Below are 22233 nucleotides of genomic sequence, written 5' to 3' on the forward strand. Positions count from 1 at the left end.
TTTACTTAATTAATTCTTTTAGATTAAAGTTAATATCTGATTTTATAAATGTACAATCTTCATAAAATTCAACTAACCCTGTTTCTATATTGTACATTCCCCCTACAATTCCTATCATTCCATTTTCAACCATCTGTTCTAAAATATAACTTCTTTGTAAGATTGATTTTACCGTTCTCTTTACATTAATTTGTGCTACATTTTCTACAAAGTGGCTATTACTAGAGGTTCTATTGTCTTTTGTCATTTGTTCTTCATATACTGCTGGTTGTAATTTCGAGAGTAATTCTGTTAGATTTCCCATTTCTATATGATCACAAGCTCCTTTTACGGCGCCACATTTAGTATGTCCTAGTACTACTATTAGTTTAGAACCTGCTACTTTACAAGCAAATTCCATACTTCCTAAAATATCTGTATTGATTACATTACCTGCAATTCTTACTGAAAAAACATCGCCTAATCCTTGATCAAAAATTAATTCTGCCGAAGTACGACTATCTATACAACTCAAAATGGTTGCAAAAGGCCATTGTCCGTCTCGTGTATCATTAACCTGTTCTAACAAATCTCTATGAATTTTCAGGTTATTTACAAATCGTTCGTTTCCTTCTTTCAATATTTCCAGAGCATTCTTTGGACTTATTTGTGACTGTAATTCTTTATTTAGAGTTCTCATTATGTTTCATTTAGTTGTGTGTTCTACATAAATATGTTTTTCTTCTTCTCCTGTATTTTCTAACTCATACGCTTCTTTAAAGCCTATTAGTTTTACATTAATATTTTCTTCTTTGGCTCTAATTTTTTTAAATTCTTTTATTAAATCCAGAACATCATGTGCTATATACACTGTATCTGACGCATTAATAACGACAGATGAGTTTCCGGGAATAGAGGACAATGTTAATTTAATAGCGGCTTTATTTAAAAAAGAAACTTCCTGAGCTAAGTCTATATGAATACAATCTCCTTCTTTATAATTTTCTTTTCTAAAATTATAAGCACGTTGCATATTTCCTTTTAAGATAAAAATCACGCTTATTATTAAACCCAATGCTACTCCTTTTAGTAAATCCGTAAATACCACTCCAATCATAGTTGCAATAAAAGGAATGAACTGATATTTGCCTCGTTCGTAAAAATGTTTGATTATTTTAGGATTAGCCAATTTATATCCTACTAATAGTAAAACGGCCGCTAAAGTAGCTAATGGTATTTTATTCAAGATAGAAGGTATAGCTACTGCACAAAAAATTAACAAAACACCATGAAAAATAGCAGCCATTTTCGTTTCACTACCTGCATTAGCATTCGCTGTAGTACGAACTACAACAGATGTCATAGGCAAACCTCCCAAAAGAGCACTTACTAAATTACCAATTCCTTGCGCTTTTAATTCATTGTTAGTATCTGTATATCTTTTATGTTTATCCATTCTATCTGCTGCCTCAATACATAATAAAGTCTCTATAGAAGCAACCACCGCGATTGTAACACCCACAATCCAGACTTTTTGATTTGAAATTTGTGAAAAATCAGGCATTGTAAAACTCTCTTGAAACGCTACAAATGATTTTGGAACAGGTAATTTTACTAAATGACCATCTAAAACAGCTAGAGAAGAACCCAGTCCTACAAAAACTTGATTTAGGATAATACCTATTACCACGGCAACTAAGGCTGACGGAACTAGTTTCAAATCTTTCAAAATAGGTATCTTAGGCCATAAAACTAAAATAGATAAAGATATAATGGTAATTAGAGTAGCTCCCAAATGTATATTTCCTACAACCGAAAACAGTTCTGAAAAGGTATTTTCTCCATCGGGTTGCAAAAAAGCTAAATCGCCTTCGTAATCCTTATCATAACCAAAGGCATGAGGTAATTGTTTTAAAAATATAATAACTCCTATACCGGCTAACATTCCTTCAATTACATTATTAGGAAAATAATTAGATATAGCTCCTGCTTTTAGAAATCCTAAAATTATTTGAATAATGCCTGCTATAAAAACAGCTAATAAAAAAACATTAAAGCCTCCTAAATCTGAAATTGCAGTTAAAACAATTGCGGTGAGTCCAGCCGCAGGTCCAGAAACGGACAAATGTGACTTACTAAGGTATCCTACTACTATACCTCCTACTACTCCTGAAATAATTCCTGCAAAAAGAGGAGCTCCTGAAGCCAATGCAATAATACCTAAACACAAAGGTAAAGCCACTAAGAAAACCACTAGTCCTGCGGGTAAATCAGAACCAAGGTTTCCAAAAATATTTACTTTTTTGTCATCCCATATTTAATTTAAATCCATAAAAATACAAGCCTCGTTTGTGCTTGCTTACTTTATATGTTTTAAACTATTTTAGGAGGCATATCACGAAGTAATAAGTGTACTAAATAATCTTTTAGCACATAAATATGATTGTTTCTATTTTCTTTTTGGGTAGAAATATTAATTCGTTAATAGGAAAATCAAAAATAAATTCTGCCTTGTATTCTTTAAAATCTTTTGTTTCCTTAGAATCTTCTGTATCTTCTTCAAGCAGTAACCACGAAACTTTGCTCTCTTTTTCATCATTTATCAAAACTATGATACTTGGCATGAATTGAAAAGAAAGAAAAGACAATAATAATATGCTTGTTAAAAACTTCATCGAACGAAGTTAAGCTTTTAATATTTGATTACAAATAATGATGTGTTTTTTTTAACACATCATCCATTCCATTGATTTCCTTTAAACTCAGATTCAGCATTAGATTTCGTGGTGAAGAGGAAAAGTTACTAAAATAAAAATACACAGATTTTTTTGCTGATGTAGGGCAAAAGCCATAATTCGAAGAAGCCTTTGTTACTTCGCCAAAGGAAAAAGTTGCATTATCAATATTCTACGATCTCTCCTTTAGTATAAATGATAAAATTGGAACCTTTTAAGATAATTTGATTGAGGGTAAAAAGTGTACTTTTTATATTCAAAGTTCTTTTATTTGTAATAAATTTCTACTGTATAATCTGAGCTTAAAAGGTGCTATTCTATTCGTTTTATAGATGTAGGAATAAAACAAAAAACAGATATCAAGTATTTAACTCAATATCTGTTTTAAATATTTTTTAGATCTTATTAAGTATACTCTACACTAGGAACATCTCCTTTGTAGATCGTTTAACTTTTTTATTTTACAATATACACTCTTCTATTATTTAATGGCTGAATATTTCTAAAGTTAGGGTGTTTATAAATGGATTTGTAAAAATTAAATTGAGTAGAAGAGATTTCTTGTTTGGATTTGAATACAAACCAAGTAACGGGTCCTCCATTTGTCATATTGGAATTTGTTCCAAAATTTGGTGTTGTAAGAGATCCTGTATAGGAATATATTTTACTCATGTCTTCTGGTAGTATTTCAGCAATAGACAGTGTAATATTAGGCATATTTACTTGACCTGCTTCTTTAGGAGAGTTTTCAAATAATTTTTGAATGGTTGAATTGGCAGATCCTAATTCAACTAAAACACCTAAAACAGCATAAGAGTTATCTACTGATTTGTTTACAAGGTGAATTTCCATTTTACTATATACTCCATCAATCTTATGTTCACTATTGTAATGAAAGTGGATATTTACTAAATTGTATTTTTTCTTACTAATTGTAATATAATTATTATCTGTATCTGTATTGTTCAGATTAATTTTTAACTCTTCATTACCATTATTTGTAACATTACTTAAGAGCATTTTTCCATAATGAATCTCCAAATCATTTTTATTAACTGAAGTTAAATTTGAAGTTGGAATATCAATAGGTGTTTGAGCAGCTATTACAAATGGAGGGAAATTAGAAGTAAAAATGGGTGTGCTAATCAAATCCGAAGGAAATCGAGTTAAACTGGTTGAAGTACCTCCTTCTTTACCTGAATCAATAATATGATCATCTTTATCAACACTACATGAAATGAATAGTGCTGATAAAGAAATAGCCATAATAGATGACATACTTAATTTTCGAACAGACTTTTCAAAATGTGATAAATAAAACTTTTTTGTTTTCATTTTAATATAATTTTAGTTTTTATGTAGTTGTTTAATCTATTCATTTTAGTACTTTAATATTTTTAACACGAGCCCTTAATCTTTATTCTTTCTTAGCTAATGATTTCAAATAGCATTTAGACTTAAGGCTATTTGCTTTATAGTACATATCGTACTATCAAATATCTTTATTTCACTTTTAATCCAAAATTTAAAATCATTTTTTAGCTTTACTAATTACCTGCAAAACAAGAGCGTAACTTTTTACCCAAATTACGCTTTAACTATTTATTAGAAACAGAAACGAATTTAATTTTCATTAAAACAAAAACGTAAAAATAAAACTATTTGCAAATAAAAAAGATATTTTATATTTTTTTAAACAAATTTTAACAAAAAAATTAAAAATAAATACACAACAGTAAACTTAATTATACAAAAGCAACCAATACAGTTTAAAATTTATCTTCGCTTAATTAATGATTTTTATTTTTTAAAATTAAATAAGCACCGCTTTTATTAAACACCTTATTTTTCTGACTATATTTATAATTATCTTATCCTGTCTAATGAAACAACATTCTAAACTTAATAAACAAGATTATACACTACTAATCCTTTCTTATCCCAAAAATGACCTTTGTAACGCATTATTATTTCAGAAAAAAATTATATTCCAATAGTTTTTAAAGACATTTTCTATTTAGTAGTTAACAATATTATTTAATTACGTTCATACTGGCAACAACCATGAAGTTTCTCATAATCTTCTTTATTTGCTTTTACATTTTTAGTATCATGCCCTATTTTCCCTATGGCTCTTTCTATATCTAGCAAAGTCGTTTTTTCTTCATTTATAACTAAATGCAACATTTTTTCTTCAATGTTATATTGCGCCATTTTGACTCCGGAAACTGAAAAAGCGGCTTTTTCAATTCGTTTTTTACACATTTCACAATTACCATTTACTTCTATATTGTACTTTGCATTTTTATTTTTTTTGTCTTGACCAAAAGTTAAAAATCCAATCAATAATGTTAAAATTAAAATTATCTTTTTCATATCTTTCTATTTATTTTAGATCTTATTATCTAACCCAAGCTACTTTTATTTGATTATTATTTCACTTTAAAACGCAAACCAGCATAAGCCATTTGCCCAAAAACTGGAGCATATACTACAGATGTGTCAAAATTTATCCCAAACGGATTTTCAGAACCTACGATAGCTTTTTTTTGTTTATAATTTCCTAAATTTTCAATCCCTGTATACACTTCGAATAGCGTAGAAAAAACATGTGTTACCTGTGTATTCATCACAACAAAATCAGGCGAAAATAGCGGTAATTGTAAATTTGTATTGGGTAATTGTTGTTTACCAGTCCAATTTAAAGTAAAATCAAAACGCCATTGTTTGCCTCTTTCTTTTCTATTGATTGTATATTCTATATTAGAAAAGAAACGATGTCTTGCTTGCAAAGGTCGTTGGTATTGCCCTGTATAATATTCCGTTTTAATATCATAAAACTTATAAGCGGAACGCAAATTCAGGCTTTTAAGAATTTCAATAGTAAACTCTAATTGAAAACTGTTAGCAAATGAGTTTCCTTTTAGGTTATAAAAATTAACATCTTGATACGATTCTAAAACGTCTACCACTACTTGATTTTTGAAATCAGTCCGATAAAAATCTATTGAAGCATCCGCATCCATTCCTAAAAGTTTAAATTTTTGCAAAAAACCGATACCATAATTCCAAGCTATTTCTGGATCTAAACCATAAACATTACCTGAATTATTCAAAATATTAATTTTCCTATTACTAGCAAAAAGAACTTGATTTTCTGCAAAAATATTTGCAACACGTTTCCCTTTTCCTACGGAAGCTCTAAGAACTGCATTTTTCCGGGGATTATAACGAGTATGAATACGAGGAGTTACAAAAAAACCTAAACGATTATGATGATCTGCACGTCCTCCTATGATAATACTAAAATCATCCATATTATCGTAAGTATATTCAAAAAATGCTCCTATAGAATTATCCTTTCTGCTTAGATCTTGTTTTAAAACAAATTCATTATAATCATCTAAAGTAAAATTTAACCCTGTAGCAAACTTATTCTTAGTATTATGAATAATCGAATTAAAGATTAGATTAGAATAAAAACTCTTTTGCTTAATATCATAAGTCCGTAATCCAAAATATGAATTTTGATTATGTATAGTCAATGCGCTCTGGAAACCAACACTCTGGTAAGGAGCTTCTTTCCAAACGTATCCTATTTTAGACGAAAAATCGATACGATCTGTTTTAATTTCAGTCCCCCAAGCATTTTCTGTTAATCTGTCTTTTATGGGGTTAAAAATTAATTGTCCAGATTGTTTTTCATCTTTCATATAACGAAAATTCAAAAAACTCACCCAACCTGTTTCGGGATTAGCATATTGCCAACGATTCATTATATTTACTTGATTCCCCAACGGATTATCTAAAAAACCATCATTGTTCATATCCATTTTGGACACACGCATATTACCGTGCATTAATAAAGTCGTAGCCCATTTAGTCCCTTTTTTTTCTGTAAGATGCGCATTAAATTCAAAACGAGAATCAGTAGCACCATACAAATTCAAATAAAACGGTATTTCTTTTATAGGTTTTAACAATTCCGTATTTATCTGACCTGAAATACTTTCGTAACCATTAACCACACTTCCGGCTCCTTTCGTAATTTGAATACTTTCTATCCAAGTCCTCGGCGTAAAAGACATTCCATACACTTGTGAAGCGCCTCGAACTGATGGTATATTTTCTTCGGTGATTATCAAATATGGAGATGTCAAACCTAACATTTTTATTTGTTTAGTACCCGTTAACGCATCTGAATAATAAACATCAATAGTAGGATTTGTTTCAAAACTTTCAGCCAGATTACAACAAGCTGCTTTTAGCAATTCTTTACTAGATAAAACAGTTGTATTAGTTGTCTTTAACAACGATTTTTCTAATTTATCACGCTTAGATTGGACTGTTATCGTTTTTAAACTATCCACCTTTTGCCCAAATAGCAAAGCGCTAATGAGCATTAATATATACGTATAAGTAGTTTTCATTTTTTAATTAATTAGTAAAACATTCTTTTAGGAAAAACCCTCTAAACCAAATGTGACTAATTAATTTAAGCGTAAAATAACAATCGAGAATATAATTTGTAAAATGGTGGTGCATGAGTATTACAGTGATAAGCAGGTAAATTATTTACCATAACCCCATTCACTATACGTTCATTAAATACGAGCTCAAATCCTTCTTTTGTTATAAAAACAGGTGATTCAAACTGAATTGATTTTATTAAAATTTTTTCAGAAGTACTCTCCTTAATTTCTACTTTTTTGTCTTTACAACAAGAATCTTCTACTTCTTTTTTATCTCCACAACAGCCCGAAGAATTATTTTTTTTAAGGCTCTCAACAGAAATAGCGGCTATTACCTCTCCACAATAGTGTACATTAATTGCCAATCCTGTATTCGAAACCAACACAAGCAATGCCAAAGTAATATGTATAAAATTGCGAAATTTCATCTTTACAAAGATAATTTATTTTTTTTCGAGTTCAATCCTAAAGAATCAATTGAATTTTGTATTTTCTTTTTGGCAATAAAAAGCGGGGATAAATAAAATTAAAAATAAAGGTTGAATTAAAAATCGACGAATATAAAACAACGTCATCCTATAACTTTCATCAAAAAACTGTAAAACAAAAAAAATAAAAAGAATTAAAAAAAACAAAAAGAACAAATAAAGAATAATAGCTATTTTAATCATTCCAATTTCTCTAAATAATACAAATAAAAAGATTAGACTTAAGAATGTATTCAAAAAATAACGTAACAACCAATTAAACAACAACTTAACCAAGTTATAATCTGGATATAGCTGCTGTTGAAATTCTCCTTTAAAATATTCAATAAATGGATCATAAAACCAATCAGATTCATAATTCCTTACAAGTATTAAACCTGTAATAGATAAAACACCTATTACAAACCTATCTTTATTTTTTAGTAATTTTTGAAACATATTCCGAATATTTTTTCACCCAATATAACCAAAGTACGAACACTATACCATAAATAATGACAGGAAATAAAATCCCATGTAAAAAATGTCCGTATTGCGGATAAAGATTATATAAAACAACAAGTAATACAATTCGTAAAATATTCAAAACATATATAAACAAACTTCCTAACAGCGCAAAACCGAATGTTTGATTAAAATTAGTTGAAAAGGCTATTACAAAAGCATTAAATAGAATAATAATACTTATTGAATTACAGCCTTCAATTATACGAGCTAGGTATTGCTTGTTTACATACAACTGATATTGTTCATTCAGAGCATCTTCTACAAGATTAACCTTTAGACCTAAATAAACCAGAATTTTTTCCGTTGCATACGATACATTTTCAGTAAATCCATCGACTTGATTCACAAAACCAGACAAATACAATCTGTAAAGTACTGTAAGTACTAAATAAGACAAAAAAACTTTCCTAAAAAAAGGAAAAAGGGGCGGTAGTGTTTTAAAAGTGTCTTCAAAAAATTATTTTTTAACAAATTTATATAATTTAAAAAAAACAAGTATTTTACATTTGTAAAAAAATCTAAAAGATCATGCAATTCGAAAATCTAAAACCTCAAATTATATCTATTATAAATGACAGTTCATCCTCTAGAGATAAAAAATTAACCCGTATTTGTCAGTTATTACAAGACACTATTTCCTATTATAATTGGGTTGGCTTTTATTTTGCCAATCATGAAACACGTACTTTACATTTAGGCCCGTATGTAGGTGCAGAAACGGACCATACTGTTATTCCCTTTGGAAAAGGCATCTGCGGACAAGTGGCAGAATCAAATACTAATTTTGTAGTTCCAGATGTACAAGCACAGGACAATTATATAGCTTGTAGCTTTACTGTAAAATCTGAAATTGTAGTTCCTTTATTTGTAAACGGTGTAAATATTGGACAAATAGATATTGATAGTCATGTCCTAGATCCTTTTACGGAAGCAGATGAGCATTTTTTAGAGTTTGTTAATTCAGAAGTTGCGAAACTTTTTTAAAATAATTTATAATTCATAATTTATAATTCATAATTATTTTTACCTTTGTGCCCGTATTGGGAAAATCTCAATCTACATAATAATCATTTAAATAATATTAGCATGTATTTATCAAAAGAAAAAAAAGTTGAAATCTTCACTCAACACGGAGGAAAAGCTGAAAACACAGGTTCAGCAGAAGGACAAGTAGCTTTATTTACTTTCAGAATTAATCACTTAACAGAGCACTTAAAAAGAAATCGTCATGATTACAACACTGAGCGCTCGTTAGTAAAGTTAGTAGGAAAAAGAAGATCTCTTCTTGACTATCTAAAAAACAAGGATATCAACAGATATCGTGCGATTATCAAAGAATTGAACATCAGAAAATAATCCAGATAAAAAGAGGTGCTCGCGCGCCTCTTTTTATTTTTAAATATTTTACAACAAAAGTTTGGTTTTTCATTGGGTTTCAAACAACTACACAACAACACAACAACAACAACACAACTAGAACCCATTGTTTAATTTTACAAAAAAAGATTTTATGATCCCAAAAGTATTTCAAGAAGTTATCGATTTAGGAGATGGAAGAACCATCACAATCGAAACAGGGAAATTAGCCAAACAAGCCGATGGGTCTGTAGTTGTGCGAATGGGCGATGCTATGCTTTTAGCAACGGCTGTTTCTGCTAGAACAGCTAACCCCGGGTGTAGACTTTTTACCGCTAACAGTAGATTATCGTGAAAAATTTGCAGCAGCAGGCCGTTTCCCGGGAGGTTTCTTCAAGAGAGAAGCACGCCCTAGTGATAGTGAAGTATTAACAATGCGCTTAGTTGATCGTGTTTTACGTCCTTTATTCCCTGACGATTATCATGCTGAAACTCAAATCATGATTCAATTAATGTCTCATGATGAAAATGTTATGCCAGATGCCTTAACAGGTTTAGCCGCTTCAGCATCATTAGCTGTTTCAGATATCCCTTTTTATAACTTTATTTCAGAAGTACGTGTAGGACGAATAGATGGTAAACTAATTATCAATCCTAACAAGACACAACTTGAAAGTTCCGATATCGATATGATGATTGGTGCTTCCAAAGACTCTGTTTGTATGGTAGAAGGCGAAATGAAAGAAATTTCAGAAGCTGAAATGATAGAAGCTATAAAATTTGCTCACGAAGCTATAAAAGTTCAAATTGAAGCACAAGAAAAGTTACGTGCAGCTATTGGCACCTTAACATATCGTGAATACGAACCTGAAAAAAATGACGAAGCCGTATACAACAAAGTAAAAGAAGCTTCTTACAACCAATTTTACGCAGTAGCCCAAGAAGCATCTGCCAAACAAGAAAGAGGTGAAAAATTTGCCGCTATTGCAGAAGAAATAAAAGCTTTATACTCTGATGAAGAGTATGCCGAAAATGAAGATTTAAAAGAGTTAGTAAGCCGATACATATACAAAACACAAAAGGCAGCCGTTCGTAATGTAATCCTTGAACAAGGAATCCGTTTAGACGGCCGTAAGACAACCGAAATCCGTCCTATTTGGTCCGAAATCGATTATTTACCATCTGCTCATGGTTCTGCTATTTTTACACGAGGAGAAACACAAGCTCTAGCTACCGTAACATTAGGCACCTCTAGAGAAGCAAACATTATCGACTTACCTTCAGAACAAGGAGAAGAACGTTTTTACTTACACTATAACTTCCCTCCTTTCTCAACCGGCGAAGCCAAACCTTTAAGAGGCACTTCACGTCGTGAAATAGGACACGGAAACCTAGCTCAACGCGCCCTTAAAAACATGATCCCTTCTGATTGCCCTTACACGATCCGTGTTGTATCAGAAGTCTTAGAATCAAATGGTTCTTCCTCTATGGCAACCGTATGCTCAGGAACATTAGCACTAATGGACGCTGGTGTACAAATGGTAAAACCCGTTTCTGGCATTGCTATGGGATTAATTACAGATGGAGAAAAATTTGCTGTCCTATCAGACATTTTAGGTGATGAAGATCACTTAGGCGACATGGATTTTAAAGTAACAGGTACAGCCGACGGTATTACAGCTTGCCAAATGGACATTAAAATAGAAGGATTACGCTATGACATTATGGAACAAGCATTAGCACAAGCCCGTGATGGCCGTATGCACATCTTAAACAAAATCATTGAAACAATATCAGAACCAAGAACTAGCGTTAAACCTAAAGCTCCTAAAATCATCATGAGCTCAATACCTGCTAGTATGATTGGAGCATTTATTGGTCCGAGGCGGTAAAAACATTCAAGAACTACAAAAAGTCACCGAAACCACCATTGTACTAACAGAAGAAGGAGATAAAGGCATTGTTGAAATTCTAGGCACTAATCAAAAAGGAATAGAGGCTGTGTTAGCTAAAATTGAAGCTATGGTATTCAAACCACAATTAGGCGAAGCTTATGAGGTAAAAGTAACCAAAATGTTAGATTTTGGTGCTGTTGTAGAATACACTAAAGCCCCCGGAAACGAAGTTTTACTCCATGTATCAGAATTAGCTTGGGAACGCACCGAAAAACCTAGCGATGTAATAAATTTAGGCGATGTATTTATGATTAAATATTTAGGTATTGACCCTAAAAACAAAAAGAAAAAGTTTCAAGAAAACAATTACTTCCTCGCCCTCCTCGCGAAGAAAAAAAAGAAGATAAAAAAACAAACCCACAAGGTTAATTAATTTTATTAATTCAAATAGATGAAACCTCGATTTTTTTTCGAGGTTTTTTATTTTTTCTGTAACTTTTCACCCCTTCTTTACGTATAACCATTAGAACTTTTAAAAAGCAAGGAGATTTTTAAATGAGACAGCTCAAAATTACTAAGCAGGTAACTAACCGTGAAACTGCTTCCCTAGACAAATACCTACAAGAAATTGGCAAAGTAGATTTAATTACTGCAGATGAAGAAGTAGAATTAGCTCAACGCATCAAGGCTGGCGATCAAAGAGCCTTAGAAAAATTAACAAAAGCGAACTTACGTTTCGTAGTATCCGTAGCAAAACAATATCAAAATCAAGGATTAACCCTACCCGATTTAATTAACGAGGGAAATTTAGGTTTAATTAAAGCAGCCCAGCGCTTTGACGAAACACGTGGTTTTAAATTTATTTCATACGCTGTATGGTGGATTCGCCAATCTATCCTACAAGCTTTAGCAGAACAATCGCGTATTGTACGTTTGCCTCTAAACAAAATTGGTTCTATCAATAAAATCAATAAAATGTACGCTTTATTAGAGCAATCTAACGAGCGCGCTCCATCCGCTGAAGAAATAGCAGCTGAATTGGATATGACCGTAAACGACGTAAAAGAATCAATGAAAAACTCAGGTCGCCATCTATCTATGGATGCTCCTTTAGTAGAAGGTGAAGATTCTAATTTATATGACGTACTACGCTCCGGAGAATCACCTAATCCAGATAGAGAACTGATTCATGAATCATTACGAACCGAAATCGAACGCTCATTAGAAACATTAACTCCTCGTGAAGCCGATGTCGTTCGTTTATACTTCGGATTAGGCGATCAACACCCTATGACTTTAGAAGAAATTGGCGAAACTTTTGATTTAACTCGCGAACGTGTTCGTCAAATTAAGGAAAAAGCCATTAGAAGATTAAAGCATACTTCTAGAAGTAAAATCCTAAAAACATATCTCGGATAAGCTATTTTTTTATAAAAAAATGTTAACTTTACACTTTTTAAGTTTATAATTAAACATTTATATTACCGTAACAACAGTCTAAGACTGTTCGTTTTTTGATTGATGATTGAAACTCCGGCTGATTACCGGAGTTTTATTTTCTCCTCACTTTCGCTCATTTTTACCCCATATTCCGTATTAGACTTTGTTGTGAAACAAAAAACAATAATAATTCAAATGCTCACGGAAAATCTTAGAAAAAATAGGGATACTTTTTCAAAAAAACTATTGTACTTGATCCGGATTATGAAACTTCTCCTTCCGTAGGAGTAACAAACAAATGAGATCCTTATACATTCTTTCACCTTTATTCCATGTCTATTCGATAATATAAAAACAATCTTACAAAGATTCAAATCATCAATAAATATATTTCCTAAACATAATTATATTACAAATTGTCTTTAATGTGTATAACTTATAATGCAAGATTTACAACATTATAAAGAAAGGGAATAAAAAAAGAAAGCTGAGCTAAAAAAGGCAAAAAAAAGACTATTAATACCCAATAAAAGGACTTAGAAGGACTTACCTCTCTTTAAAAAAAAATTTAATTATTTTATTGTAGTGGCCTTATTGGGATTCGAACCCAAATCGTCAGAACCGGAATCTGATATTCTATCCAATTGAACTATAAAGCCAATATAATCACTAATATTAAATTAAGGATTTTTATCTATATATCTAATAATAGAGATCTAGTAAAAATCCTTAATCATTTTTCTCGTTTTAAGCTAGGAGCTTTTTTACAATATTAGAAATCGTTTTTCCATCTGCTTGTCCTGCTAATACCTTAGAAGCCTGCCCCATTACTTGCCCCATAGCTGCCATTCCTGAAAAACCTCCTTCTGCAATAATTTCAGCAACTGCAGTTTCTACTTCTTCTTCTGACAATTGAGCAGGTAAAAACTTTTCGATAACAGCTACTTGTGCTAATTCGGGTTCAGCTAAATCTGAACGATTTTGTTCTATATAAATAGCCGCTGAATCTTTACGCTGCTTAACTAAACGTTGTAATAACTTTATTTCATCATCAGCTGAAATCTCTTCCTTAGCTCCACTTTCTGTCTGCGCTAATAGAATAGCTGACTTAATCGCTCTTAAAGCCTCTAATGCTACTGAATCTTTAGCCTTCATAGCATTTTTCATTTCGTCCATAATTTTTGCTGATAAACTCATAAGGATTTTATATTAGATATTTTTTTATAATTAGTTTAAACATTTTATTTCACTTTGAAAACAAAAAAGTAAATTTTTACGAGATGCGAAATTAAAAAAATTACCCGAAAAATCATTACATTTTTCGGGTAAGATAGTATACTTTTTTTATTTTAATTAATCTACATTATCATGTAAAAAGAATTATTAGAACGCAATTGTATTTCGTCATTATTATCTAAACCTAAAGACATTCTTGACTGATTATTTTGAATTGGGTTGTTTGTTACATCCAACCCCATTCTTTTATAAGCTGGTACTTTTTCATATTCTTCTACACGAGATGCGTTGTTATGAAATTTGTAATTAAATTCTTTCATTTTGCGACGACGTTCTTCTGCTCTTAATCGCAATGATTCTTCAATAGACATTTCTACTGGAGAAATTTCATTAGAAACTGAAGCTAGATTTTGTTCTATTATCGGTTCCTCTGTTTGCTTCATTGTAATATTTAGTTCTTCTGGAATCTTTTCTATTACAGGTTCTGCTTTTTTGGTTTGAAAAAATGGGTTTTCATTTTCCATATATTCTTCCAAAGAGTGGCGAATAATTCCGTCTTGTGACACTTCTGTCATGGACACAAATTGAACAGCCTGATTTACTTTTATGTCTTTTATTTCATCTGTTAATTCAAAAACATTTTTTTCAGTAGTTGCAGAAGGAGGTGTTACCATCTCTTTTCTAGCTACTGGTAAATCGAAAGTAAATGCCATAGGTTCTTGAGCAGAAATTACTTCGGGTGCTACTACTTCCATAGCTTTAGCCTCTGGACTTGTGATAAAAAATTCATTTGCTACAACTTGTTTAGGCGGAACTATTTCAAAAGTAACGTTTAAATTTTTAATAAATTCAGAAGTTGGAACTAAATCTAAATTTGAAATTACTGATTGATTCACAACTGATTGTTGTGTCACAGACTGCTGCACCACTGGTTGATGAAAATCAGTTGGCGCAGAAACAGGAGATATTAGACCATCAGATGTTTCATCCTCTAAATTATACACTACTCTTGAATCTACAGGCGGTGTAGGAATAACTGGAGTTACAGGTATAACGGGCTCAGAAGGTGTAATAACCGTATTAAAATCAAAACCTTGTGCTTCAAATTTTTGGGTTAAATTTTGCACTAATTTTTGTTCGTCTTCTAAAGCATGAATTATTTTCCTAGGCTCTGTATTTACAAAACCTGCCTGTTGTTCTATACAAAACCCTGTTGCAATAACGGTTACTGAAATTTTATCTCCAAGTTCTTCATCTTCTCCAACTCCCATGATTATATTAGCATTATAACCTGCTTCTTCTTGAATATAGTCATTGATTTCTCCTATTTCATCAATAGTAATTTCATTAGCACCTGAAACGATAAGCAACAAAACGTTTTTAGCACCTGTAATTTTATTATCATTTAACAATGGCGAATCTAAAGCGGCTACAATAGCTTCTTTTGCTCTGTGTTCTCCTTCTGCTGTAGCAGATCCCATAATAGCTGTGCCACTATTAGACAAAACTGTTTTAGCATCTTTTAAGTCAATATTTTGAGTATAGTGATGGGTAATTACCTCTGCAATACCTCTTGACGCTGTAGCTAAAACTTCATCAGCTTTAGAAAATCCAGCTTTAAAACCTAAATTACCGTATACTTCACGAAGTTTGTTATTGTTAATAACAATCAACGAATCTACTTGTTTTCTTAATTTTTCAACACCTAATAAAGCTTGTTCTGAACGAACTTTGCCTTCAAACTGAAAAGGAATTGTTACGATACCAACAGTTAAGATGTCTTTTTCTTTAGCTAATTGAGCAATTACTGGCGCAGCACCTGTACCAGTACCCCCTCCCATACCTGCTGTTATAAAGACCATCTTAGTATTTGTGTCTAACATTTTCTCAATATCCTCTATACTTTCTAAAGCTGCTTGATGCCCTACTTCAGGGTTTGCTCCAGCACCTAATCCTTCAGTTAGGTTAGCACCTAACTGAATACGATGTGGCACATTACTATTTTGCAAAGCTTGAGAATCTGTATTACACACAATGAAATCAACACCTTTGATTCCTTGTTTATACATGTGATTAATAGCATTACTACCACCACCACCAACACCAATTACTTTTATCACATTGGTTTGCGTTTTAGGCAAATCAAATGATATACTTCCAAATCCTGAGTTGCTTTCCATACTATTTGGTATTTATTTTTTCTTGTGTTACGATTGACAATAAACGATTACTCGGCATTATCTAAAAAATCTTTAATTTTATCTATGTATTTATCAAAAAGGAACGACGAATCGTTTTTTCAGTTGACTTTGATTCAGGGATTTGGGCTTCCTCAATTTCCTTTTTCAACTCCTCTTCTATCTTTTTTTGTTCTTCTTCTGTTGGTTTTTGAACCAAAATAGGCTCTGGTATATAATCTTCTTTAAGAATAGCACTCATGGTATTATTACGAATACTATTCATGACTAAACCTACCGCTGTGGCATACAATGGACTTGAAATCTCTTCACCTGAACTACCTGCTAGATGTTCGTTTGGATAACCTATCCGAGTATCCATACCTGTTATATACTCGACTAATTGTTTAATATGTTTTAACTGAGATCCGCCTCCTGTTAATACAATTCCTGCAATTAATTTTTTTCTTGGATCATCATGACCGTATGATCTAATTTCACTATAAATTTGCTCTACAATTTCCACGACACGAGCGTGGATTATTTTAGAAAGATTTTTCAATGAAATTTCTTTTGGTTCGCGTCCTCTCAATCCGGTATAGATACGATTTCATTGTCTTTATTTTCTCCCGGCCAAGCGGAACCAAATTTTGTTTTTAACAGTTCGGCTTGTTTTTCAATGATTGAGCAACCTTCTTTTATATCTTCTGTTATAACATTACCTCCAAATGGAACAACTGCTGTATGACGAATAATTCCATCTTTAAAAATAGCTAAATCTGTTGTACCTCCTCCAATATCTATTAGAGCTACGCCAGCTTCTTTTTCTTCTTGACTTAAAACAGCATCGGCCGAAGCTAACGGTTCTAATGTTAACCCCGACAAATCTAGACCTGCACTTTTTATACAACGGCCTACATTTCGGATGGAAGATGCTTGTCCTAATACAACATGAAAACTAGCTTCTAAACGACCTCCGTACATTCCTATGGGTTCTTTTATCCCTTCTTGTCCATCAATTTTAAATTCTTGAGGCAATACGTGAATAATTTCTTCACCGGCAACATTGGTAATTTTTGAACTTGTCCGATAAGTAAATTAATATCTTTTTCACTAATTACTTCTTCGGCATTAGGTCTTGATATATAGTCACTATGCTGAATACTACGGATATGTTGTCCTGCAATACCCACCACTACATCTTTTATTTTGTAACCTGAATCTTTTTCTGCTAGGGAAACAGCTTCTTGTATAGACTGGATGGTTTGAGTAATATTATTTACTACCCCACGAGCCACACCGAGACTTTTAGACTTCCCTACACCTAAAATTTCAAGCTTACCATATTCATTTTTCTTACCTAACATAGCTACAATTTTAGTTGTACCTATATCAAGTCCTACTGCTATATTATCTCTTTCCATACTCTTTTATTTTGTGCATACTACTTGTTTGATAAATTTTAGATTGATCGTTTTATACGAACCTAAAATTGTATCCTGCACTGCTTTTTGAAAAAAAGCTTTATAGTTATTAAATTTTCGTTCCATGTAAATGGTTCTTCCAAAAATCACGTCATAACCATAGTTTCTATTTTTCATTATTATGCTCCCATCTGATTTTATTTGCATTCCTATGATGTTTTTTTCAAAAATTCATCATCATGAATCATCTTTAGTAACGTTACAAAATCCTTACTACAGGAATTCTGCGTGGCACCATAAACTAATGGCACACGTGCACTAAAATTACCTGACAAGGGCATTTTACCTCCTTTATAATCAATATAATAAGAGTCGTTATTATTAAAAACTCGAGCGATTGGGGTTTTTTGAGTAACTACAGTTTTAAGCTTTCCATCTACACTTACATAAACTTCGGCTTTCTCAACCAGTTTATGTTTGTTTATAGAAGCTTCTATAGCATTCAAATCTAATTCTTCTTTTGCCACTGAAAAAGAGCCTCCAAAATTTTCTATCAACAAGTTATTAACGATTTCAGGCGTTAAAAAAGGGTTATTTTTATCCACAATTTCCACTTGTGGTTTGGTGATTTTTCTGGATTCATTTCTTTTTAGAGCAAAAGAATACAGAAAAATTACAATCCCAAAAATGACTATTAATTGAATATTTGTCAACCAATTTTTACGCATCTAATGCTTTTTTTATCAGAGGAACCATTTCGCCTACATCTCCTGCCCCTATAGTAACTATTATTGGGGCATCTGATGCTTCTAAAAGACCTATTAGTTCTTCTTTTTGTACTAATCTTTTATTTTTATTTTCAATTTTATCTAACAACCATTGCGAGGTAATACCGGCATGGGTAGTTCTCTCGCTGGATAAATTTCCATTAAGAGCAGTTCATCAAATTGTCCTAAGCTTTTAGCAAAATCGTCTGCAAAATCTTTAGTCCTACTAAATAAATGTGGCTGAAATACAGCCAACACTTTTTTGTTTGGATATAATTCTCGTACCGCCTGATGTACCGCATTGATTTCGGTCGGATGATGTGCATAATCGTCTATATACACAAAATCAGGTTTCCTGATTTGGAATGAAAAACGACGTTTTACTCCTTTAAATGTAGCTAATGCCTTAACAATAGATTCTACAGGTGTGCCATAAGTACGAGCCATAGCTAAAGCTAATAAAGCGTTTGTTAAATTATGCTTTCCGGTAATCCAAATTTCACATCTTTAATTTCTTCAGTTGGTGTTTTTACATCAAAAACATACCATCCGTCAATGATCTTTACATTATGCGCTACAAACTGAGAGTCATCATTTGCTCCTACCGTTACCCCTTTTAAAGATAAACCATTGATTACAAATAAATTAGACTTATCTTCTACTTTTTCGGCAAATTCATTAAATGAAGCTTTTATAGAGGCATCATCTCCATAAATATCTAAATGATCTGCGTCCATTGATGTTACGCAAGCTATATTTGGGTGCAAATGTAAAAAAGATCTATCAAATTCATCTGCTTCAACGACAGTAATTGTTTTTCCTGAACCAATTAAATTGGAATTATAGTTTTCTACTATACCTCCTAAAAAGGCTGTTATGTCTAATCCGCTTTCGTAAAGTATGTGACCTAAAATACTTGAGGTAGTGGTTTTTCCATGAGTCCCTGCTACGGCAAAACAAAAAGTATCCTTTGTAATAATACCTAAAACTTCTGCTCGTTTTTTTATAGTAAATCCTTTTTCTTTAAAGTAATCCCATTCTGAAAGTTGTTTAATAGCAGGTGTATAAACTACTAGTGTGTTTTCAGGCGTACAAAAATCTGGAATATGAGCAATATTATCGTCAAAATGAATAGTAATACCGCTTGTCATTAAATCATTTGTTAGTATGGTAGGTGTTTTATCATACCCCATTACTTCTTTTCCTATATTCTTAAAGTAACGAGCTAAGGCACTCATTCCAATACCTCCTACTCCTATAAAATAAACGTTATGTATTTGATTTAGATTCATCTTTAATTTCAATCTCTTTTTATTACTGTTGATCTTTGATCATTGTTGCTTGTAATTCTTTTTTTATTTAACCCACTTTATTATTTCATCTACAATTTGTTTTGTTGCGTTGGGCAATGCTAAAGCTTTTATATTTTTACTTAATTTTTCTTGTTTTTCGTTATCATTAAAAAGTGATTGAAAAACTGCTTTAAACTGATTTTCTAATTCACTTTCTTTTAACACAATAGCTCCTTGTTTTTCAACGATGGCTTGTGCGTTTTTAGTTTGATGATCTTCTGCTACATTAGGTGACGGAATAAATATTACGGGTTTACCTATCAAACATAATTCAGAAACAGATGAAGCTCCTGAACGAGAAATTACGAAATCGGCGGCGGCATATACCAAATCCATTCTATCAATATAGGAGAGTATCTTCACTCCTTTTTTATCACCAAAGTGTTTGTATTCTTCAAAATACAATTTACCACATTGCCATATTATTTGAATATCTTTTTCTAATAACCAATCTATTTCTTTTGCTATTAATTGATTAATCCTTCTGGCACCTAAACTACCTCCTAAGATTATTAAGTTTTTTTTAGAAGGATCTAAGTTAAAATAAGCTAAAGCTTCTTCTTTTTACTATCAACAGAGATTAAATCTTGACGAACTGGATTTCCTGTAAGCAATATATTTTGTTTTGGAAAAAATCGTTCCAAATTTTCATAAGCCACACAAATTTTTTGGGCTTTTTTACTTAATAATTTATTCGTAATTCCCGGATATGAATTTTGTTCTTGAATTATTGTTGGAATTCCTAGCATAGAAGCCACTTTTAGTACAGCTCCACTAGCAAAACCTCCTGTACCGATAACTACATCTGGCTTAAAATTTCTTATAATTCCAAATGATTTGATCAAACTTGATACTAATTTTAATGGAAACAGGGCATTTTGCAACGTTAGTTTTCTTTGGATTCCTGCAATCCACAATCCTTTTATTGAATAACCTGCTTGAGGTACTTTTTGCATTTCCATTTTATCATGAGCTCCTACAAATAAAATAGCAGCTTGTGGATAACGTGATTTAATTTCGTTCGCAATAGCTATAGCAGGATAAATATGTCCTCCTGTTCCTCCTCCGCTGATTATGAATTTTGGATTTTGCTTCATTCTTATTTATTTAAAATGGGATTCATGGGATTGTTTTTATCTTCAATAGAAAAATCTTCGTTTATTTCGGTATCTATTTTATTTTGTTCTTTAATTTCTCTATCTATGATTCGTTGTAAAGCGGCTTCTCTTTCTTCTTTTTCTTCTTTTTCTTGTTCTATTTCTTCTTCTTTTTTGGTTACATTCAATATAATCCCAATGGCTGCACATGTCATCCATATTGAAGTACCACCACTACTGATGAGTGGTAAGGTTTGTCCTGTAGTAGGTAATAATTCAACTGCCACTCCCATATTGATAAAGGCTTGAAAGATAATTGGAAAACCTAATCCTGCTACTATGAGTTTACCAAATAGTGTGGGGGCTTTATAGGATGCTATTACAAAACGAACAAACAGCATAAGATATAAGAAAATAATAGCAAAACCACCTATTAATCCGAATTCTTCAATAATGATCGCAAAGATAAAATCTGAAGATGATTGTGGAAGAAAGTTACGTTGTACGCTTTTACCGGACCTAACCCGTAGATCCCTCCCGTTGCTATAGCTGTTTTGGCTTTTTCAATTTGATAATCTTCATCTGGATCTGATTTGTCTGATATAAAGTTTTCAATGCGACTCATCCAAGTATCTACACGATTTGGAAAAGCATCTGGAAAGGCTTTAACTAAAATAATAAAAAAAAGTGCGGCAGCAATTCCCATACCTATAATTATGGCACTATTTTTTATGGGATATTGTCCTACGAAGGTAATCATTAAGACCATAGAAAAAATAAGTGCTGCTGTAGAAAAGTTGGCTGGAAATATTAAGCCTACAGTTACAAATACAGGAATCCACAAAGAAATGAATGATTTTTGGAAGGTCATTTCTTCGATATCTGTTTTAGACAAATAGCGCGCTACATACATATACAAGACCATAGCTGCTAAAGCAGATGGCTGAAATGAGATACCTCCGGGTAGTTGTATCCATCTACTTGCATTAGCCCCATCAATTACAGTTCCTTTGAATAAGGTATAAAGTAACATTAGCCATACAAAAGGTAATAAAACCAATGATAGATTTCTAAAATAGTGATAGGGTACTTTATGAGAACCGTACATAATAGCAAAACCTAATCCTAGGTGCATAAAATGTTTGAGTAGATAGCCTAAGGTATTTCCTGTACCTCTACCCAGATAAGCTAAATTACTACTTGCGCTATATACGGGCATAAAGGAAAATAAGGCCAATAGTGCAACAAATGCCCAAATGACTTTATCTCCTTTTAGATTATGTAGTAATTTTTTCATATTTTGTATTT

13 protein-coding genes, 1 tRNA gene and 7 pseudogenes are annotated in these 22233 nt (G+C 31.9%); 4 read left to right on the top strand and 17 right to left on the bottom strand.

Going from position 1 to position 22233, the window contains the following annotated elements:
* Position 1 precedes the first annotated feature (1 nt).
* The 9 genes from JJC05_RS05670 to xrtF form a co-directional block, all read right to left on the bottom strand.
* A complete protein-coding gene (locus tag JJC05_RS05670) occupies positions 2-679 on the bottom strand; it encodes a carbonic anhydrase family protein (RefSeq protein WP_127823602.1) in 678 nt (225 codons plus the stop codon).
* A gap of 6 nt (positions 680-685) precedes the next feature.
* The gene (locus JJC05_RS05675; RefSeq protein ID WP_235878821.1) at positions 686-2296 is read right to left on the bottom strand and encodes a SulP family inorganic anion transporter; all 1611 of its coding nucleotides are present in this window, start codon (positions 2294-2296) and stop codon (positions 686-688) included.
* A gap of 109 nt (positions 2297-2405) precedes the next feature.
* Positions 2406-2654 (bottom strand): hypothetical protein, encoded by a 249-nt coding sequence (locus JJC05_RS05680; RefSeq protein ID WP_235878522.1) that lies wholly within the window; start codon positions 2652-2654, stop codon positions 2406-2408.
* Between the two features lie 516 nt (positions 2655-3170).
* Positions 3171-4049: a carbonic anhydrase family protein gene (locus JJC05_RS05685; protein ID WP_105195414.1), complete on the bottom strand. Its 879-nt coding sequence runs from the start codon at positions 4047-4049 to the stop codon at positions 3171-3173.
* A gap of 702 nt (positions 4050-4751) precedes the next feature.
* Complete coding sequence (locus JJC05_RS05690; protein ID WP_105195413.1) at positions 4752-5090, bottom strand: heavy-metal-associated domain-containing protein; 339 nt, start codon at positions 5088-5090, stop codon at positions 4752-4754.
* Between the two features lie 56 nt (positions 5091-5146).
* Positions 5147-7144, bottom strand: a complete 1998-nt coding sequence (locus JJC05_RS05695; protein WP_235878523.1) for a TonB-dependent receptor plug domain-containing protein — start codon at positions 7142-7144, stop codon at positions 5147-5149.
* A 65-nt stretch (positions 7145-7209) separates the two neighbouring features.
* The gene (locus JJC05_RS05700) at positions 7210-7614 is read right to left on the bottom strand and encodes an HYC_CC_PP family protein (RefSeq protein ID WP_235878525.1); all 405 of its coding nucleotides are present in this window, start codon (positions 7612-7614) and stop codon (positions 7210-7212) included.
* Positions 7615-7659: 45 nt separating this feature from the next.
* Positions 7660-8112 (bottom strand): exosortase F system-associated membrane protein, encoded by a 453-nt coding sequence (locus JJC05_RS05705; protein WP_105195410.1) that lies wholly within the window; start codon positions 8110-8112, stop codon positions 7660-7662.
* Positions 8087-8578, bottom strand: coding sequence for an exosortase family protein XrtF (gene xrtF / locus JJC05_RS05710; RefSeq protein ID WP_235878526.1), 492 nt, complete (start codon positions 8576-8578; stop codon positions 8087-8089). Before xrtF ends, JJC05_RS05705 begins: the two co-directional genes overlap by 26 nt.
* 131 nt (positions 8579-8709) lie before the next feature.
* Between xrtF and JJC05_RS05715 the strand changes: the two genes are divergently transcribed.
* The 4 genes and pseudogenes from JJC05_RS05715 to JJC05_RS05730 all read left to right on the top strand — a co-directional run bounded on the left by JJC05_RS05715 (position 8710) and on the right by JJC05_RS05730 (position 12851).
* Positions 8710-9165 carry an XrtF-associated fRMsr-like GAF protein gene (locus tag JJC05_RS05715; protein ID WP_088390052.1) on the top strand — a complete coding sequence of 152 codons (456 nt, stop codon included), beginning with the start codon at positions 8710-8712 and terminating at the stop codon, positions 9163-9165.
* A 102-nt stretch (positions 9166-9267) separates the two neighbouring features.
* On the top strand, positions 9268-9537 hold the full coding sequence (gene rpsO, locus JJC05_RS05720) for a 30S ribosomal protein S15 (protein ID WP_088390053.1): 270 nt from the start codon (positions 9268-9270) through the stop codon (positions 9535-9537).
* Between the two features lie 154 nt (positions 9538-9691).
* A pseudogene (locus tag JJC05_RS05725) lies at positions 9692-11861 on the top strand (polyribonucleotide nucleotidyltransferase).
* 126 nt (positions 11862-11987) lie between these two features.
* The gene (locus JJC05_RS05730) at positions 11988-12851 is read left to right on the top strand and encodes a sigma-70 family RNA polymerase sigma factor (protein WP_014164868.1); all 864 of its coding nucleotides are present in this window, start codon (positions 11988-11990) and stop codon (positions 12849-12851) included.
* 607 nt (positions 12852-13458) lie between these two features.
* Here JJC05_RS05730 and JJC05_RS05735 read toward each other — a convergent pair.
* The 8 genes and pseudogenes from JJC05_RS05735 to JJC05_RS05770 form a co-directional block, all read right to left on the bottom strand.
* Positions 13459-13531, bottom strand: a tRNA-Arg gene (locus JJC05_RS05735).
* Between the two features lie 88 nt (positions 13532-13619).
* Entirely contained in the window at positions 13620-14069 is a 450-nt protein-coding gene (locus JJC05_RS05740) for a GatB/YqeY domain-containing protein (protein WP_105195405.1), read from the bottom strand.
* Positions 14070-14225: 156 nt separating this feature from the next.
* Positions 14226-16288 (bottom strand): annotated as a pseudogene (gene ftsZ, locus JJC05_RS05745) (cell division protein FtsZ).
* 47 nt (positions 16289-16335) lie between these two features.
* Positions 16336-17709 (bottom strand): annotated as a pseudogene (gene ftsA, locus JJC05_RS05750) (cell division protein FtsA).
* 6 nt (positions 17710-17715) lie between these two features.
* A pseudogene (locus JJC05_RS05755) lies at positions 17716-18437 on the bottom strand (cell division protein FtsQ/DivIB).
* Positions 18430-19768, bottom strand: a pseudogene (gene murC / locus JJC05_RS05760) (UDP-N-acetylmuramate--L-alanine ligase). The pseudogenes JJC05_RS05755 and murC overlap by 8 nt, the downstream one beginning before the upstream one ends.
* Before the next feature lie 63 nt (positions 19769-19831).
* Positions 19832-20925: pseudogene (gene murG, locus JJC05_RS05765) on the bottom strand (undecaprenyldiphospho-muramoylpentapeptide beta-N-acetylglucosaminyltransferase).
* Between the two features lie 2 nt (positions 20926-20927).
* Positions 20928-22222, bottom strand: a pseudogene (locus JJC05_RS05770) (FtsW/RodA/SpoVE family cell cycle protein).
* Positions 22223-22233 lie beyond the last annotated feature (11 nt).

Source organism: Flavobacterium davisii, assembly GCF_019565505.1.
In the GTDB taxonomy this organism is placed as follows: domain Bacteria; phylum Bacteroidota; class Bacteroidia; order Flavobacteriales; family Flavobacteriaceae; genus Flavobacterium; species Flavobacterium davisii.

Bases quoted from the DNA above. Each gene is read 5' to 3' on its own strand.
- JJC05_RS05670 (WP_127823602.1), bottom strand. From the start codon at position 679: ATGAGAACTCTAAATAAAGAATTACAGTCACAAATAAGTCCAAAGAAT.
- JJC05_RS05740 (WP_105195405.1), bottom strand. From the start codon at position 14,069: ATGAGTTTATCAGCAAAAATTATGGACGAAATGAAAAATGCTATGAAG.
- JJC05_RS05715 (WP_088390052.1), top strand. From the start codon at position 8,710: ATGCAATTCGAAAATCTAAAACCTCAAATTATATCTATTATAAATGAC.
- JJC05_RS05695 (WP_235878523.1), bottom strand. From the start codon at position 7,144: ATGAAAACTACTTATACGTATATATTAATGCTCATTAGCGCTTTGCTA.
- JJC05_RS05730 (WP_014164868.1), top strand. From the start codon at position 11,988: ATGAGACAGCTCAAAATTACTAAGCAGGTAACTAACCGTGAAACTGCT.
- JJC05_RS05685 (WP_105195414.1), bottom strand. From the start codon at position 4,049: ATGAAAACAAAAAAGTTTTATTTATCACATTTTGAAAAGTCTGTTCGA.
- JJC05_RS05700 (WP_235878525.1), bottom strand. From the start codon at position 7,614: ATGAAATTTCGCAATTTTATACATATTACTTTGGCATTGCTTGTGTTG.
- JJC05_RS05680 (WP_235878522.1), bottom strand. From the start codon at position 2,654: ATGAAGTTTTTAACAAGCATATTATTATTGTCTTTTCTTTCTTTTCAA.
- JJC05_RS05690 (WP_105195413.1), bottom strand. From the start codon at position 5,090: ATGAAAAAGATAATTTTAATTTTAACATTATTGATTGGATTTTTAACT.
- rpsO (WP_088390053.1), top strand. From the start codon at position 9,268: ATGTATTTATCAAAAGAAAAAAAAGTTGAAATCTTCACTCAACACGGA.
- JJC05_RS05705 (WP_105195410.1), bottom strand. From the start codon at position 8,112: ATGTTTCAAAAATTACTAAAAAATAAAGATAGGTTTGTAATAGGTGTT.